The sequence below is a fragment of the Curtobacterium sp. BRD11 genome (assembly GCF_031844345.1).
Lineage (GTDB): Bacteria > Actinomycetota > Actinomycetes > Actinomycetales > Microbacteriaceae > Curtobacterium.
Genome location: NZ_JAUZUZ010000004.1, coordinates 140,982 through 154,470 on the forward strand (window position 1 = coordinate 140,982; position 13,489 = coordinate 154,470).

General features: G+C 72.2%; 11 protein-coding genes. 8 read left to right on the forward strand and 3 right to left on the reverse strand.

The genetic code is table 11. The annotated features are described in order from the left end of the window. The first annotated feature begins 13 nt into the window (after positions 1 to 13). Positions 14 to 1,516, forward strand: a complete 1,503-nt coding sequence (locus tag Q9R28_RS10675) for an MFS transporter (protein ID WP_311206061.1) — start codon at positions 14 to 16, stop codon at positions 1,514 to 1,516. Between the two features lie 232 nt (positions 1,517 to 1,748). Here Q9R28_RS10675 and Q9R28_RS10680 read toward each other — a convergent pair whose 3' ends face one another. Beyond that, positions 1,749 to 2,786 (reverse strand): GTP-binding protein, encoded by a 1,038-nt coding sequence (locus Q9R28_RS10680; RefSeq protein ID WP_066655485.1) that lies wholly within the window; start codon positions 2,784 to 2,786, stop codon positions 1,749 to 1,751. A gap of 60 nt (positions 2,787 to 2,846) precedes the next feature. Between Q9R28_RS10680 and ykgO the strand changes: the two genes are divergently transcribed. Together ykgO and Q9R28_RS10690 are read left to right on the forward strand one after the other, a co-directional pair. Then, on the forward strand, positions 2,847 to 2,969 hold the full coding sequence (gene ykgO, locus Q9R28_RS10685) for a type B 50S ribosomal protein L36 (RefSeq protein WP_058743312.1): 123 nt from the start codon (positions 2,847 to 2,849) through the stop codon (positions 2,967 to 2,969). A gap of 27 nt (positions 2,970 to 2,996) precedes the next feature. After that, the gene (locus tag Q9R28_RS10690) at positions 2,997 to 3,653 is read left to right on the forward strand and encodes a histidine phosphatase family protein (RefSeq protein WP_066655482.1); all 657 of its coding nucleotides are present in this window, start codon (positions 2,997 to 2,999) and stop codon (positions 3,651 to 3,653) included. 197 nt (positions 3,654 to 3,850) lie between these two features. On the opposite strand, the gene Q9R28_RS10695 is transcribed toward Q9R28_RS10690, so the two are convergent. Further along, positions 3,851 to 5,593, reverse strand: a complete 1,743-nt coding sequence (locus Q9R28_RS10695; protein ID WP_311206062.1) for a glycerol-3-phosphate dehydrogenase/oxidase — start codon at positions 5,591 to 5,593, stop codon at positions 3,851 to 3,853. Positions 5,594 to 5,822: 229 nt separating this feature from the next. Between Q9R28_RS10695 and Q9R28_RS10700 the strand changes: the two genes are divergently transcribed. The 3 genes from Q9R28_RS10700 to ald all read left to right on the forward strand — a co-directional run bounded on the left by Q9R28_RS10700 (position 5,823) and on the right by ald (position 9,072). Beyond that, positions 5,823 to 6,764 carry a sugar-binding transcriptional regulator gene (locus Q9R28_RS10700; RefSeq protein ID WP_066658541.1) on the forward strand — a complete coding sequence of 314 codons (942 nt, stop codon included), beginning with the start codon at positions 5,823 to 5,825 and terminating at the stop codon, positions 6,762 to 6,764. A 61-nt stretch (positions 6,765 to 6,825) separates the two neighbouring features. Next, entirely contained in the window at positions 6,826 to 7,830 is a 1,005-nt protein-coding gene (locus Q9R28_RS10705; RefSeq protein ID WP_209684969.1) for an AraC family transcriptional regulator, read from the forward strand. 141 nt (positions 7,831 to 7,971) lie between these two features. Next, positions 7,972 to 9,072, forward strand: coding sequence for an alanine dehydrogenase (gene ald, locus Q9R28_RS10710; RefSeq protein ID WP_251159637.1), 1,101 nt, complete (start codon positions 7,972 to 7,974; stop codon positions 9,070 to 9,072). 141 nt (positions 9,073 to 9,213) lie between these two features. On the opposite strand, the gene Q9R28_RS10715 is transcribed toward ald, so the two are convergent. Further along, positions 9,214 to 10,047, reverse strand: a complete 834-nt coding sequence (locus Q9R28_RS10715; protein WP_311206063.1) for a tryptophan-rich sensory protein — start codon at positions 10,045 to 10,047, stop codon at positions 9,214 to 9,216. Between the two features lie 99 nt (positions 10,048 to 10,146). Between Q9R28_RS10715 and Q9R28_RS10720 the strand changes: the two genes are divergently transcribed. Together Q9R28_RS10720 and Q9R28_RS10725 are read left to right on the forward strand one after the other, a co-directional pair. Further along, a complete protein-coding gene (locus tag Q9R28_RS10720; RefSeq protein WP_311206064.1) occupies positions 10,147 to 11,130 on the forward strand; it encodes a magnesium and cobalt transport protein CorA in 984 nt (327 codons plus the stop codon). 136 nt (positions 11,131 to 11,266) lie between these two features. After that, positions 11,267 to 13,387 carry an alpha-galactosidase gene (locus Q9R28_RS10725; RefSeq protein WP_311206065.1) on the forward strand — a complete coding sequence of 707 codons (2,121 nt, stop codon included), beginning with the start codon at positions 11,267 to 11,269 and terminating at the stop codon, positions 13,385 to 13,387. Positions 13,388 to 13,489 lie beyond the last annotated feature (102 nt).

A 13,489-nucleotide genomic window follows, 5' to 3' on the forward strand; every position in this document is an offset into this window, starting at 1 on the left:
GAGGAGATCGCGAATGGGTTCCGACCCCAGCAGTACCAGCACCCGACCACCCCGACGTCTGCGCGTCAGTGACGTCACGGTGGTCGACCGGAGCATGATGCGCCGGGCCGTCAGCGGCATGGTCGTCGGCAACACGATGGAGTGGTACGACGTCGGGGTCTACGGCTACCTGGCGGTCACGATGGGCCGGGTGTTCCTGCCCACGGCCGAACCGTCGGTGCAGATCCTGTTCAGTCTCGGGGTGTTCGCGGCGACCTACGTCGCGCGGCCCCTCGGCGGGATCGTGTTCGGGCGGCTGGGGGACCGGCTCGGACGTCAGAAGGTGCTCGCCACGACGCTGATCCTGATGGCGTCGTCGACCTTCCTCATCGGGGTCCTGCCGGCGTGGTCGACCATCGGTGCGGTCGCTCCGGTGGTGCTCGTCGTGCTGAAGCTCGCGCAGGGGTTCTCGACCGGTGGTGAGTACGCCGGGGCCACCACGTTCGTGACCGAGTACGCCCCGGACCGTCGGCGCGGCTTCTTCGCGAGCATCCTCGACTTCGGCAGCTACATGGGCTTCGCGCTCGGTGCGACCGTGGTGACCGTCCTGCAGGTGACCCTGGGCGAGGAGACGATGACCGCCTGGGGCTGGCGCCTGCCGTTCCTGCTCGCCGGCGTGATCGGCGTCGTCGCGATCTGGTTCCGCCTGCGCATCGAGGAGTCGCCGGTGTTCCAGGCGACCCAGGCCGCGCAGGAGGCCGCCGCGTCGGACCGCGAGGCCGCAGCGGGCGGCCGACCGGCGAACGTGCTCGTCATGGTGCGCGACCACTGGCGCCCCATCGTCATCGCGATCATGCTCGTCGGCGCATCGAACACGGTCGGCTACGCGCTGACCTCGTACATGCCGACGTACCTCACCGACTCGCTCGGCTACTCCGCGATCGACGGCACGCTGCTCACCATCCCCGTGCTCGTGCTGCTCGCCGTGATGCTGCCGGTCGCCGGACGGCTGTCCGACCGGATCGGTCGCCGCACCGTGATGTGGATCGGCGCCGGGACGACCGTCGTGCTCGCCGTCCCCGCCTTCCTGCTCATCGGGCACGGCGCGCAGTGGTCGACCCTCACCGGGCTCGGGCTGCTGGCGTTGATGACCGCGCTGTGGGTGTCGAACCAGGCGGCGTCGCTGCCGGCGCTCTTCCCGACGTCGACGCGGTACGGCGGCATGGGCTTCGCCTACAACATCGCCATCGCGGTGTTCGGCGGGACGACGCCGCTCATCGTGCAGGCGCTCCTGACGGCCACGGGGGACCAGCTGGCGCCCGCGTACTTCCTCGTCGCGATGAGCGTCGTCGGAGCGGTCGGTGTGTTCTGCATGCGGGAGTCGTCGCAGCGCCCGTTGCCGGGGTCGATGCCCGCGGTGGAGTCCGAGGACGAGGCCCGCGAGCTCGTGCTCACGCAGGACACGAACCCGAACCTCGACCTGGGGGACCTGCCGTTCGCGGCGCAGGACCAGGCGGAAGCAGCCGCCGAGCGCTGACGGTGTGCGGCTGACCGGCGCCGGGTGACCGGGGCCCGGGGCGGCGCGCGGCGCCCGACGCGCGGTGCCAGGTGCCAGGTGCCAGGTTCGCGACGTTGCACGTGTCGATCGACGCGTGCAACGTCGCGGTTCGCGCGTCACCCGCGTCTCCGGGCGTTCCCACGTCCCTGGCGAGCAGTGCCCCGCCGTCGGTGCTGCCGCCGGCGCCCGCGCCGGCGGCCGTCCGCGGTGCTCAGTCGTGCCGGTGCTCGTGCGACGGGTCGAGCGCCGGCCACACCGGGAACGGGTCCGGCCACCGACGCCACACGTCGGGCCCGGCGAGCAGTTCCGCCGGGGTGAGGAGCGCACCGTCCAGCGCGCGTTCGACGGCGTGCACGTCGAGGCGCTCGCCGACGAACCAGATCGCCTGACCGACCGGTGCGTCCTCGTCCCACGACGGGTTCGCGGTCGGGTCGAGCGCCAGCATCGCGCCGAAGCTCGACCACGAGCCGACGTGGTCCGGCCGGGACGCCAGTCGGAAGAAGCCCTTCGAGCGCAGCACCCGGCCGTTCGCCCCCGCCGCGAGGTCGTCGGCGATGACGTCGGCGAGCCGCCCCGGGTGGAACGGCAGGGGCTCCCGGTACCGCACGGTCACCAGGTCGTCCCGCGGACCGCGCCCGGTGTCGGTCCGGCCGGAGTCGGACGACAGGGCGCGCATCCACCCGGCCCCCGAGGCCAGCAGCCGTGCTGCGCCGCCGTTGGACGCCGGCAGGTCGAGGGCGCTGCGCACGGCGGGCGCGGCGACGATCACCGCGTGCGGTGCCATGCGGTGGAGGAGGGACACGAGGGCGCGACGTCGTCGCCCGGACAGCGGCTCGACCCGGTCGAGCGCGATCACCGTGGCGTACTCGACGACGGAGACCACCCGCTCGGCCGCGACGAAGGCGTCGTCCACGTCGGACCAGAGCAGGTGGGCCACGTCGTCCGCGCGGAGCACGGCGACCACGTGGCGCAGGATCCGGTCGTCCCCGGTCTCCGAGCGCGCGGCGTTCGCGAGCATCATGCCGACCGCGCGGACGTCGACCTCGGGCGCCAGTGTCACGACGAGGTCGTGGTCGGCGTCGGGTCCGCACACGCGGTCGAGCTGGTCGCGCCGCGCGGCGATGCCCCGGGCCGCGGCGAGGGCGTTGCCGGCGACGTGCATGCGGTGGCCGCTGCTGATCCTGCCGGCGACACGGACGGCGTCGGCATCGTGCAGGGCGGTGACGAGGGTGGTTGCTGCGGGGCGCATGTCGAGTACCCTACATGACAACCGTTCTCAACAAGGAGCCGGTGCAGGAAGGAGACCCCCGTGAAGGTCCGCAACTCGCTCAAGGCGCTCAAGAAGATCCCCGGCTCGCAGATCGTGCGTCGCCGCGGTCGCGTGTACGTCATCAACAAGCGCGACCCACGCTGGAAGGCCCGCCAGGGGTAGGTCACCGGCCGTCCGTAGGGTGGGGTCATGCGACTCCTGCTCATCCGGCACGGCCAGACCCCCGCGAACGTGAACGGTGTCCTCGACGCCGAGGTGCCCGGGCCCGGGCTCACCGAGCTCGGGCAGCAGCAGGCGGACGCGCTGCCCGCGGCCCTGGCCGACCGCGGGATCGAGCGGCTCTTCGTCTCGTCCATGGTCCGGACGCAGCACACCGCCGCGCCCCTCGCTGCGGCGCTCGGGCTCGAACCCGTCGTGCTGCCGGGGCTCCGTGAGATCGAGGCGGGCGACCTGCAGGGCAAGCACGACCGGACCTCGGTGCAGCTCTACATCTCGACCGTGCACGGCTGGTCGGCGGGGGACCGCGCGGGCCGGATGCCCGGTGCCGAGAGCGGCGACGACTTCTTCGCGCGCTACGACGACGCCGTGCGGCAGATCCTCGCGACCGGGGTCGAGGTCGCGGCTGCGTTCAGCCACGGCGCGGCGATCCGCACCTGGGCCAGCGCGGTCGCGCAGAACACCCCGGACGAGTTCGGCACGAAGCGGCACCTCGAGAACACCGGGATCGTCGAGGTCGAGGGGTCCTTCGAGGACGGCTGGCGCCTGGTCGACTGGGAGGGCGAACCCGTCGGCGGCGAGGACCTCATCGACCGGACGGCGCAGGACCCCACCGGCGACGCGTTCTGACGGCCGAGCCGTGCCCGAGACGCCGGCGTCGACTCGAGACGCCCGCAGTCGAGCGAGACGCCGCCCGATCCGGCGGCGTCTCGTCAGGACGGCGGCGTCTGGTGATCCGAGCGGTGCGCGAGTGCGTGACCACGCGACGGACGGGAGGCGCGGTGCCAGCCGGCACCGCGCCTCCCGTCCGTCTGCGCTCGCGTGGACTACGCGGGCTGCGCCGTCGTGTGCAGCGGCACGATCACGCCGTGCGACTCGCGCAGGACGTCGAGCGTGCGCTGGACCTCGTCCGCGCGCTCCTCGGTGTCCCAGCCCAGGGTGTCGGCGAGCACGTCCGCCAGCTCGTCGAGCAGGTCGATGGTGACGCCGCCGACGAAGGCGAGGTTCGTGCGTCGGAGCACCACGTCGACCAGGTGGACCGCCTGCTCGTGCTGCGCGAAGTACGCGACCTCGGCCCGCGTGAGCGACGGGTCGGACTCGAGGGGCACGACCGGGCCGTCGGTGAGGACGTCCACGACCTCGGCCGCACGGGTGCCGTAGCGCTCGAGCAGCCCCTCGACGACGGACTCGTCGAGGCCGTCACGGTGCGACTTGATCCACAGCGCCCGCTGCGCGTCGGTCGTCGGGAAGTCCTTGCCGCCGCCGATCGCCAAGCCGGTCGTGTCGACCTTCCGGGCGGTGCCGAGCTTCGTGGTGACGTCGCTCGACAGGTGCGCGGCCAGGGCGCGGAACGTGGTCCACTTGCCACCGACCAGGCTCAGCACCGTGGTGTCGGGGAGGCCGGCGATCGGGGTGTCGACGATCCGGTAGTCGCGGGACACGAAGCCGGGGGCGGTGTCCTCGTGGCGGGGGAGCGGGCGGATGCCCGAGTAGCTGTAGACGATGTGGTCGCGGGTGACCTCGATCTGCGGGAAGACGTGCTTCACCAGGCCGAAGAAGTAGTCGATCTCCTCCTCGGTCGTGGTCACCGGCTTCGACGGGTCCGCGTCGATGTCCGTCGTCCCGATGAGCACCCGGCCCTTGAGCGGGTAGATGAGGACGATGCGGCCGTCGTTGTTCTCGAAGAACAGCTCGCGGCCCTTGGTCGCCTCGAGCAGCTCGTCGTTCTTGACGACGATGTGGGAACCCTTCGTCCCGCCCATGAACTTCGTCTCGCCGCCGAAGGCCTGGTTCGTCAGGTCGGTCCAGGGGCCGGACGCGTTCACGACCACGTCGGCGGTGAACACGAAGTCCTCGCCGGTCTCCCGGTCGCGGAGGACGACGCCGCCGTCACGGGTGCCGGCTGCCTCGACGTAGTTGACGGCGCGGGCGGTCGCGGCGCTGCCGGTGCCCTGCGCGGCGGCGAGGCCGTCCTTGAGCACGTCGAGCGCCAGGCGCTCCGGCTCGTGCACCGAGGCGTCGTAGTAGGTGCCCGTGTACTTGAGGTCCTTGTTGAGTGCCGGCATGTCGGCCAGCGCGGCCTTCTTGGTGAGGAAGCGGTGCTTCGGCACCGAGCCGCCGTCGCGCGAGAAGGAGTCGTAGATCGTCATGCCGATCTTGATGAGCGCGGCACCGCGCTCCTTGGTCGAGCGCTGCTTGTGGGTGAGCATGCGCAGCGGAGCGTTCATGATGCCGGAGAACGTCGAGAAGATCGGCATCGTGGTCTGCAGCGGCTTCACGTAGTGCGGCGCGATGCGGATCAGGCCGTTGCGCTCCTGCACGCTCTCGCGCACGAGACGGAACTCGCCGTTCTCGAGGTACCGGATGCCACCGTGGATCATGTGGCTCGACGCGGCCGAGGCCCCGCCGGCGTAGTCGCCGCGCTCGACGAGCACGACGTCGACCCCCTGCAGGGCGAGGTCGCGGAAGGTGGCGATGCCGTTGATGCCGCCACCGACGATGAGGACCTGTGCGTTCGGGCGCTCGGTGAGCGCGCTGACCGTCTTCCGGGGCTGCGTCTTCTTCGACATGGTGCGTCGCTTCCTTGGTCGGTTCCGTGGGACTCCTCCGATGGTGCGCCTGTGTGGGAGGGCGGGCAACTTGCGTGCACGAACGTGCAGCACACGTGTCGATCGGGTCGGCAGGCCGGCTGCCGACGCCGCTGCGGGTGCGGGGGCGACGGCCGGGAGGCGCGACAGGGGTTGCAGAGGCCCTGCACGTCCGTGCATGCTCGGTTCCGTGAGTGACGCAGCGCAGCCGATGCGAACGCAGCAGGCGCTGCGCGCCGCGCACCTGTACTACCTGCAGGACCTGACGATGGACGCCATCGCCGACGAGCTGGGGACCTCGCGCTCGTCCGTGTCGCGCCTCCTGAAGTACGCCAGGGACACCGGGCTGGTGGACATCCAGATCCGCTCGCCCCTCGACCAGGCCGCCGCGCTCAGTCGCAACATCCGCGCGCGGTTCGGCGTCCACGCGCACGTCGTGCCGGTGCCGGACCACACGAGCGACGTGGACCGGCTGGAGCGGGTGGCGCTGTCCGCGGCGCGCATCCTGACGCAGTACGTCGAGTCGAACATGGTGATCGGCATCTCGTGGGGATCGACCGTCAGTGCGGTGAGCCGCTACCTCGTACCGAAGACGACGCACGGGTCCACCGTGGTGCAGATCAACGGCGCCGCGAACACCCGCACCACGGGCATCGTCTACGCGTCGGAGATCCTGCGCCGGTTCGGCGAGGCGTACGGCGCGTTCGTGCAGCAGTTCCCGGTGCCGGCGTTCTTCGACGACCCAGCGACGAAGGAGGCGCTGTTCCGCGAGCGCTCGATCCGCCGCGTCCTCGACCTGCACGAGCGGATGGACCTCGTCGTGTTCGGCGTCGGTGCCCCGCAGGCGCCGGTGCCGTCGCACGTGTACTCGGGCGGGTACCTCGACCCGTCCGACCGCGACGAGCTCACCGAGGCCGGCGTCGTCGGGGACGTCTCGACCGTGTTCTACCGCGCCGACGGCTCGTGGAAGGACATCGGCGTGAACACCCGGGCCGGTGCGCCGGACCTCGACACGATCAAGCGGGCGCCGCGTCGGGTCTGCGTGGTGGCCGGGCGCTCGAAGGCGGCGTCGCTCAAGGGTGCGCTCGCGGCCGGGCTGGTCACCGACCTCATCCTGGACGAGAGCGTCGGGCAGGCGATCCTGCAGCCCTGACCGCTCCGCTTGGGTCAGGTGCCGACCTACTTTGTCGGTGGTGCCCCGTAGGTTCTGGTCCATGGTGCCTTCTCACGAGAACCCCGATCGGGTGGAGTCCGACGGCGCCGTCCCGGCGGCACCTGCGACCGCGACGGACGGCCGCTCCTTCCGCCGCATCGCCGGCACCGACGTGGATGAAGCCCTGTCGTTCTTCACCGGCGACTACGACTTCCGGGCGCCCCGGGTCCGACGGACCCGACAGCGCCCACAGTGGGACTTCGCGGGGGTGAGCGACGGGCTGCTGTCCCTGCGGACGGCCCGGTTCCTCGTCGACCTCCGGACCGAGAGCGTCGTGGACGACCAGGTCCTCGTCGCGTGGTTGCGGTCCGGCTCCAGCACCCTCACCTTCGGCGGCCGGAGCATCGACCTCGAGCCCGGCGTGCCCGTGGTCCTGCCTGATGCGTACGAACTGCACCACCGCGACATCGGGCTGAACCTGGTGCAGCTCGACAAGGCGCACGTCAGGTCGCTCCTGGGCGATGCCGACTTCACGTTCGACGCGATGCACCGTCCGACCGCCGACGGCGTGCGCACCTGGCAGTCGGTCGTGCGCGCGCACTCGTCGACCTGGTTGCACAGCGACAACGACCTCAGCCCGGCGGCACGGCGCAGCATCGTCGACGCCTTCGTGACCGCGGCGGTCGACGCCTTCCCGCACCGCGAGCGCTGGCAGTCGACGGTCACCGGCAACGGTCCGGAGCACGCCCGACTGCGGCTGGCGCTCGAGTACGTGCACGCCCACGCGCGGGACGCCATCGGGACCGCCGAGATCGCTGCGGCGGCCGGGCTCAGTCCGCGTGGGCTCCAGCAGTCGCTCCGGCGGCACCTCGACCAGACGCCGGGTGACCTGCTGCGCAGCGTGCGGCTCGACGGCGCCCGGGGGGACCTGCTCCGCGGTGACCGCGACGACACCAGCGTGGCGGACATCGCTCGCGCCTGGGGGTTCGGGCACCTCGGCCGGTTCTCGGCGACCTACCGCGCCCGCTTCGGCGAGCTGCCGAGCGAGTCGCTCCGCGCGCACTGACCACCCGGGGCGTGCGCGGGCCGAGCCGAATCTCGTGCGACCGTATCGGCGGAGACCGTGCAGATGTTCGGCGGAATCCCATCCGAAACGAACTCCGGCGCATCGTGGAAGTGTCCTGCACCGCCCACGAAGGAGTCCGTGATGCTGATCGGCGTCCCCACCGAAGTCAAGAACAACGAGTACCGCGTCGCGGCCACGCCGGCGGGTGTGGATGAGCTCGCGCTGCACGGTCACCGCGTGCTCGTGCAGGCCGGCGCCGGAGCCGGATCATCCTTCTCGGACGACGAGTACCGGGCTGCGGGGGCCACCGTCGTCGACACGGCCGCCGAGGTCTGGGAGCAGGCGGAGCTCGTCCTCAAGGTCAAGGAGCCCGTCGCCTCCGAGTACGCGTCGATCCGTCCGGGACAGGTGCTCTTCACCTACCTGCACCTGGCTGCCGACCGGCCGCTCACCGACGCGCTCGTCGCCTCCGGTGCGACCGCGATCGCCTACGAGACCGTGCAGCTGCCGGACCGGTCGCTGCCGCTGCTCTCGCCGATGTCGGAGATCGCCGGGCGACTCTCCGTGCAGGTCGGCGCCGACCAGCTCATGCGCACGAAGGGCGGCCGCGGGCTGCTCCTCGGCGGGGTCCCCGGGACGCCGCGCGGCCGGGTCGTCGTCATCGGCGGCGGGGTCGCGGGGGAGCACGCCGCGACCATGGCCCTCGGACTCGGCGCCGAGGTCACGGTGTTCGACATCAGCCTGCCGCGGCTGCGTGCGCTCGACGCCCGGTTCGACGGTCGGATCACGACGCTGCGGTCGTCGTCGCACGCGATCGCCGATGCGCTTCGCGAGGCAGACCTCGTCGTGGGGTCGGTGCTCATCCCCGGTGCCTCGGCGCCGAAGCTCGTGACCGACGCCATGGTCGCGGACATGCGGCAGGGGTCGGTGCTCGTCGACATCGCGATCGACCAGGGCGGCTGCTTCGAGGGCTCGCGGCCGACCACGCACGACGACCCGACCTTCCGCGTGCACGACGCCGTGTACTACTGCGTCGCGAACATGCCGGGTGCCGTCCCGCGCACCAGCACGATCTCGTTGACGAACGCGACGCTGCCCTACGCCCTCGCGATCGCCGACCAGGGGTGGGAGCGGGCCACCGAGGTCGACCCGGCCCTCGCGAAGGGCGTGAACGTGCACGCCGGCCAGGTCGTGAACGAGGCCGTCGCGGCCGCGCACGGCCTGGCGGCCGCCGCGCGCTGACGCGCGCCGCGCGTCGCGTCGCCGCCGCGCCGCTGCGGCCGAGGCAGCGAAACTCGGCCTGGCGGACACTTTCGCTGCTGGAACGCCACGAAAGTGTCCGCCCAGCCGAGTCTCGCGGCTACGCCGCGCGGGCTGCCGCGGCTACGCCGCGGCCGCGGCCGCGCCGCGCGCCCCGCGCGAGCGCGCGGCCAAGCCGACCCGGGCGCGCACCACGAGGGTGACGACGACCGCGGCGGCGATCCCCACGACGGCCGTGACCGCCGTCGGCACGGACACGAGCGGCCCGTCGAGCCGCCCGACCGCGACCCACGCGAGACCCCAGGACAGCGCCGCGGTCGGTGCGAGTCGTCCGCCGCCCCAGATCGCCAGGAGCACCCCGACGAGCCCGGCGACCGCGGCGACGAGCACGCCCCAGGCGTCCTGCCCGAGTCCGAAGCCCCGGAAGCCCGCGGCCGTCAGCACCGCAGCGGTGTTGGCCGCGGTCGCGACGCAGACCCACCCGAGGTAGAGCCCGAACGTCCCGTCGGTCACGATCGCCTCGACGGCACCCGAGGGACGCGTCCGCCGCAGCACCGCGAACGCCCAGACCAGGACGCCGAGCAGCGCGACGATGATCGGCTCGCTCGCCCACAGGAACCCGAACTGCACGGACAGGATCCACGCCGCGTTGAGCAGCAGCGACAGCACCGCGGGGACGAACAGGCGCTCGTGGCGCTCGTCGTCGGCGGTGCGGAAGAACTGCCGCACCGTGTAGGCGATCAACCCGACGTAGACGACGCTCCAGATCGAGAACGCGGGGCCGGCCGGTGCGATCGCGGTCGACGACGCCGAGAGTGCACCGCCGGCTGCTTCGGCGATGGGGGTCCCGCCCGCTGCGCCCGAGCCGACGAAGGCGCCGACCACTGCCACCACAGCGCTCACGGCGACCGCGATGCGCTTCCAGATCTTCTTCATGTCCGCTCCGTTCGTCAGCATGCTGATGACCCGTACGGTAGGCCCGCCCTGCGGCGCCGGACGCAGCCGACGTCCAGGTGGCCGGGGGACGGACCGACGGGCGGTGCGTACGGTGGCATCGTGACCGTCGAGCTCAACACCGTCTACGTCGACCGCATCGCCCCGATCGCCTGCCCGTCGCTCGACGACACCTTCCGGATGATCGGCGAGCAGGGCGCCAGCGCGTGCATCGTGCTGCACCGCCCCGACGCCGAGGAGCTCGGGGACGTCGCGGTCGCCCTCGGGCTGCACGAGCTCGCGGTCGAGGACGCCGCCGAGGGGCACCAGCGCCCGAAGCTCGAACGCTACGGCTCGACGCTCTTCACGGTGCTGAAGCCGGCGGTCTACCACGACGGCCCGGAGGAGGTGGAGTTCGGCGAGGTGCACGCCTTCGTCGGACAGGACTTCTTCCTGGCGGTCGTCCCGGCGGACCCCCGTGGCGCGCAGGCCGTCCCGCACGCGCTCCGACGGCTCAGCGGCAAGCCGGCCCTCGTGACGGCGGGACCGCAGGCGCAGCTCTGGGCGCTCATGGACTCGATCGTCGACGGCTACGCGCCGGTGATCGACGGCCTGGAGGAGGACATCAACCAGATCGAGGACCAGCTGTTCTCCGGGGTGGCGGGGGTGTCGAGGCGCATCTACGAGCTGTTCGGCGAGGTCGTCGACTTCCAACGCGCGGCCCGTCCGCTCATCGGCATCATCGAGAACCTGCACCGCGGCGCGGAGAAGTACCACCTGCCGGTGGAGCTGCAGCGCCGCTTCCGCGACGTCCTGGACCACGTCATCCGCACGGTCGAGCGACTCGACACCTTCCGACAGCTGCTGCAGAACGCGCTGACGGTCGACTCGACCCTCGCCGCGCAGAAGCAGAACGACGACACGAAGCGCATCTCGGGCTGGGCGGCGATCCTGTTCGCGCCGACGCTCATCGCGGCGATCTACGGGATGAACTTCACGCACATGCCCGAACTGTCGTGGACGTGGGGGTACCCGCTGTCCATCGTCGCGATGATCGCCTTCGCCTCGATCCTGTTCGTCGTCTTCAAGGTGAAGCGCTGGTTCTGACGACCCACCGTCCCGGACGGCCCGGCCCCGCCGGTTCCGCGGACCCTCGCGCGTCGTGTTGCGCAGCACACGCCGCGCCAGCCAGGCTCGTCGTGCCCACGACGCACAGGCGTCGACGACGCCGACCGGAGCAACGATGCCCACCACCACGAACGACCTCGTCCACCTGACCGCCGGTGGGGTGTCCGTCGTGCTCGACTGCCGCGACGGCGCGCTGCCCGCCGTCGTGCACTGGGGCGCTGCCCTCGGGCCGCTCGCCCACGACGAGCTCGTCGCCCTCGCGGACGCCGACGTGGCCCCGGTCGCGAACAACGAGGCCGACGTGCCCGTCCGCCTCGCACTGCTGCCGGAGCCCCACCGCGGGTGGACCGGTCGCCCCGGGCTCTCCGGCCACCGTGGTGGTCGCGACTGGTCACCGGCCTTCACCGTCACGGCGATCGACGTCGACGACACCCACGTGACCGCCGAGGCCGAGGACACCACCGCGGGCCTCGCCGTCCGCGTGACGCTCGAGCTGCTCGTGTCCGGCCTGGTGCGCGTCCGCGCCGCCGTCACGAACACCGCCGTCGGCACCTACACGGTGGACGACCTGACCGTGGCGCTGCCCGTGCCCTCCCGCGCCCGCGAGGTCCTCGACTTCGCCGGCCGCTGGGGCAAGGAGCGCACCCCGCAGCGTCGCGAGCTCGTCGTCGGCACGCACGAGCGCGACAGCCGCAAGGGTCGCACCGGAGCGGACGCCGCGACCGTGCTCAGCGTGGGGGAGCCCGGGTTCGGGTTCGCCCGCGGTGAGGTCTGGGGCGTGCACACCGCGTGGAGCGGGAACCACCGTCACTTCGCCGAGCGGCTCGCGACCGGGCGCCAGGTGGCCGGTGGTGGCGAGCTCCTGCTCCCCGGCGAGGTCCGGTTGGACACCGGCGAGACCTACGAGGGCCCCTGGGTGTACGGCGCGTGGGGTGACGGCCTCGACGACCAGGCCCGCCGGTTCCACCACTGGCTCCGCAGCCGCCCGCAGCACCCGTCGACCCCGCGGCCGGTGACGATCAACGTCTGGGAGGCGGTCTACTTCGACCACGACCTCGCCCGCCTCACCGACCTCGCCGAGCGGGCCGCCCGGCTCGGCGTCGAGCGGTACGTGCTCGACGACGGCTGGTTCCGCGGTCGCCGTGACGACCACGCCGGTCTCGGTGACTGGTACGTCGACGAGGACGTCTGGCCGGACGGCCTCGGTCCGATCGTCGACCGTGTCCGTGCCCTCGGCATGGAGTTCGGGCTGTGGTTCGAGCCCGAGATGGTGAACGAGGACAGCGACCTCGCCCGGGCGCACCCGGAGTGGATCATGCAGGCGGACGGCCGGCTGCCCGTCCGCTCGCGCGACCAGCAGGTGCTCAACCTCGCGATCCCGGAGGCGTACGCGTACGTGCTCGAGCGGATGACCGCGATCATCGGCGAGTACGGCGTCGACTACGTCAAGTGGGACCACAACCGCGACCTGGTCGAGGCCGGGCACCCGGGCGGCGGGGCAGCCGTGCACGAGCAGACCCTCGCCACCTACCGCCTGATGGCGACGCTCAAGGAACGCTTCCCGGGGCTCGAGATCGAGTCGTGCTCGTCCGGCGGTGCGCGTGTCGACCTCGCGGTGATCGAGCACACCGACCGCGTGTGGGTGTCCGACGACATCGACCCCTTCGAGCGTCAGCAGATGCACCGCTGGACGCAGCAGCTGCTGCCGCCGGAGCTCCTCGGCGCGCACGTCGCCAGCGGGGTGAACCACACGACGGGCCGCTTCCACGACGTGTCCTTCCGTGCGGGCACCGCGCTGATCGGGCACTTCGGCATCGAGTGGGACCTCGCGCAGGCCACCGCGGACGAGGAGCGCACCCTCGCGTCGTGGATCGCGCTGCACAAGGAGTGGCGCGCACTCCTGCACGGCGGCCTGCTCGTCCGCGTCGACGAGGTCGACCCCACGCGCCTGGTCTACGGCGTGGTCGCCGAGGACCGCCGCCAGGCCGTGTTCTTCGTCGCGAGCACGGGCCGGTCCGAGGTGTCGGGCATCGGGCGCGTGGTCCTCCGTGACCTCGACCCGGACACGCGGTACCGCGTCGACCCGGTCCTGGTCGGTGAGGACCACGAGGTCCGGGCGCCCGACTGGTGGGCCGGCGACCGCGTCTTCAGCGGCCGCGTGCTCGAGCAGGTCGGCCTGCAGCCGCCGCTCCTGCCGGCCGACCGGGTGGTCCCCTTCCGCGTGACGGCCGTCTGACCGCGACGCGACCAGCAGCCGGACGGGAGGCCCGTGGCGGCCCCGCCACGGGCCTCCCGTCCGTCCACGGGTGCCGTCGGCCGTCCGTGGGCCGGTCCCGAT

Coding starts and splice junctions, on each gene's coding strand:
- Q9R28_RS10680 (WP_066655485.1), bottom strand. CDS start 2,786: ATGCGCCCCGCAGCAACCACCCTCGTCACCGCCCTGCACGATGCCGAC.
- Q9R28_RS10700 (WP_066658541.1), top strand. CDS start 5,823: ATGCGAACGCAGCAGGCGCTGCGCGCCGCGCACCTGTACTACCTGCAG.
- Q9R28_RS10690 (WP_066655482.1), top strand. CDS start 2,997: ATGCGACTCCTGCTCATCCGGCACGGCCAGACCCCCGCGAACGTGAAC.
- Q9R28_RS10695 (WP_311206062.1), bottom strand. CDS start 5,593: ATGTCGAAGAAGACGCAGCCCCGGAAGACGGTCAGCGCGCTCACCGAG.
- Q9R28_RS10705 (WP_209684969.1), top strand. CDS start 6,826: ATGGTGCCTTCTCACGAGAACCCCGATCGGGTGGAGTCCGACGGCGCC.
- Q9R28_RS10675 (WP_311206061.1), top strand. CDS start 14: ATGGGTTCCGACCCCAGCAGTACCAGCACCCGACCACCCCGACGTCTG.
- ald (WP_251159637.1), top strand. CDS start 7,972: ATGCTGATCGGCGTCCCCACCGAAGTCAAGAACAACGAGTACCGCGTC.
- Q9R28_RS10725 (WP_311206065.1), top strand. CDS start 11,267: ATGCCCACCACCACGAACGACCTCGTCCACCTGACCGCCGGTGGGGTG.
- Q9R28_RS10715 (WP_311206063.1), bottom strand. CDS start 10,047: ATGCTGACGAACGGAGCGGACATGAAGAAGATCTGGAAGCGCATCGCG.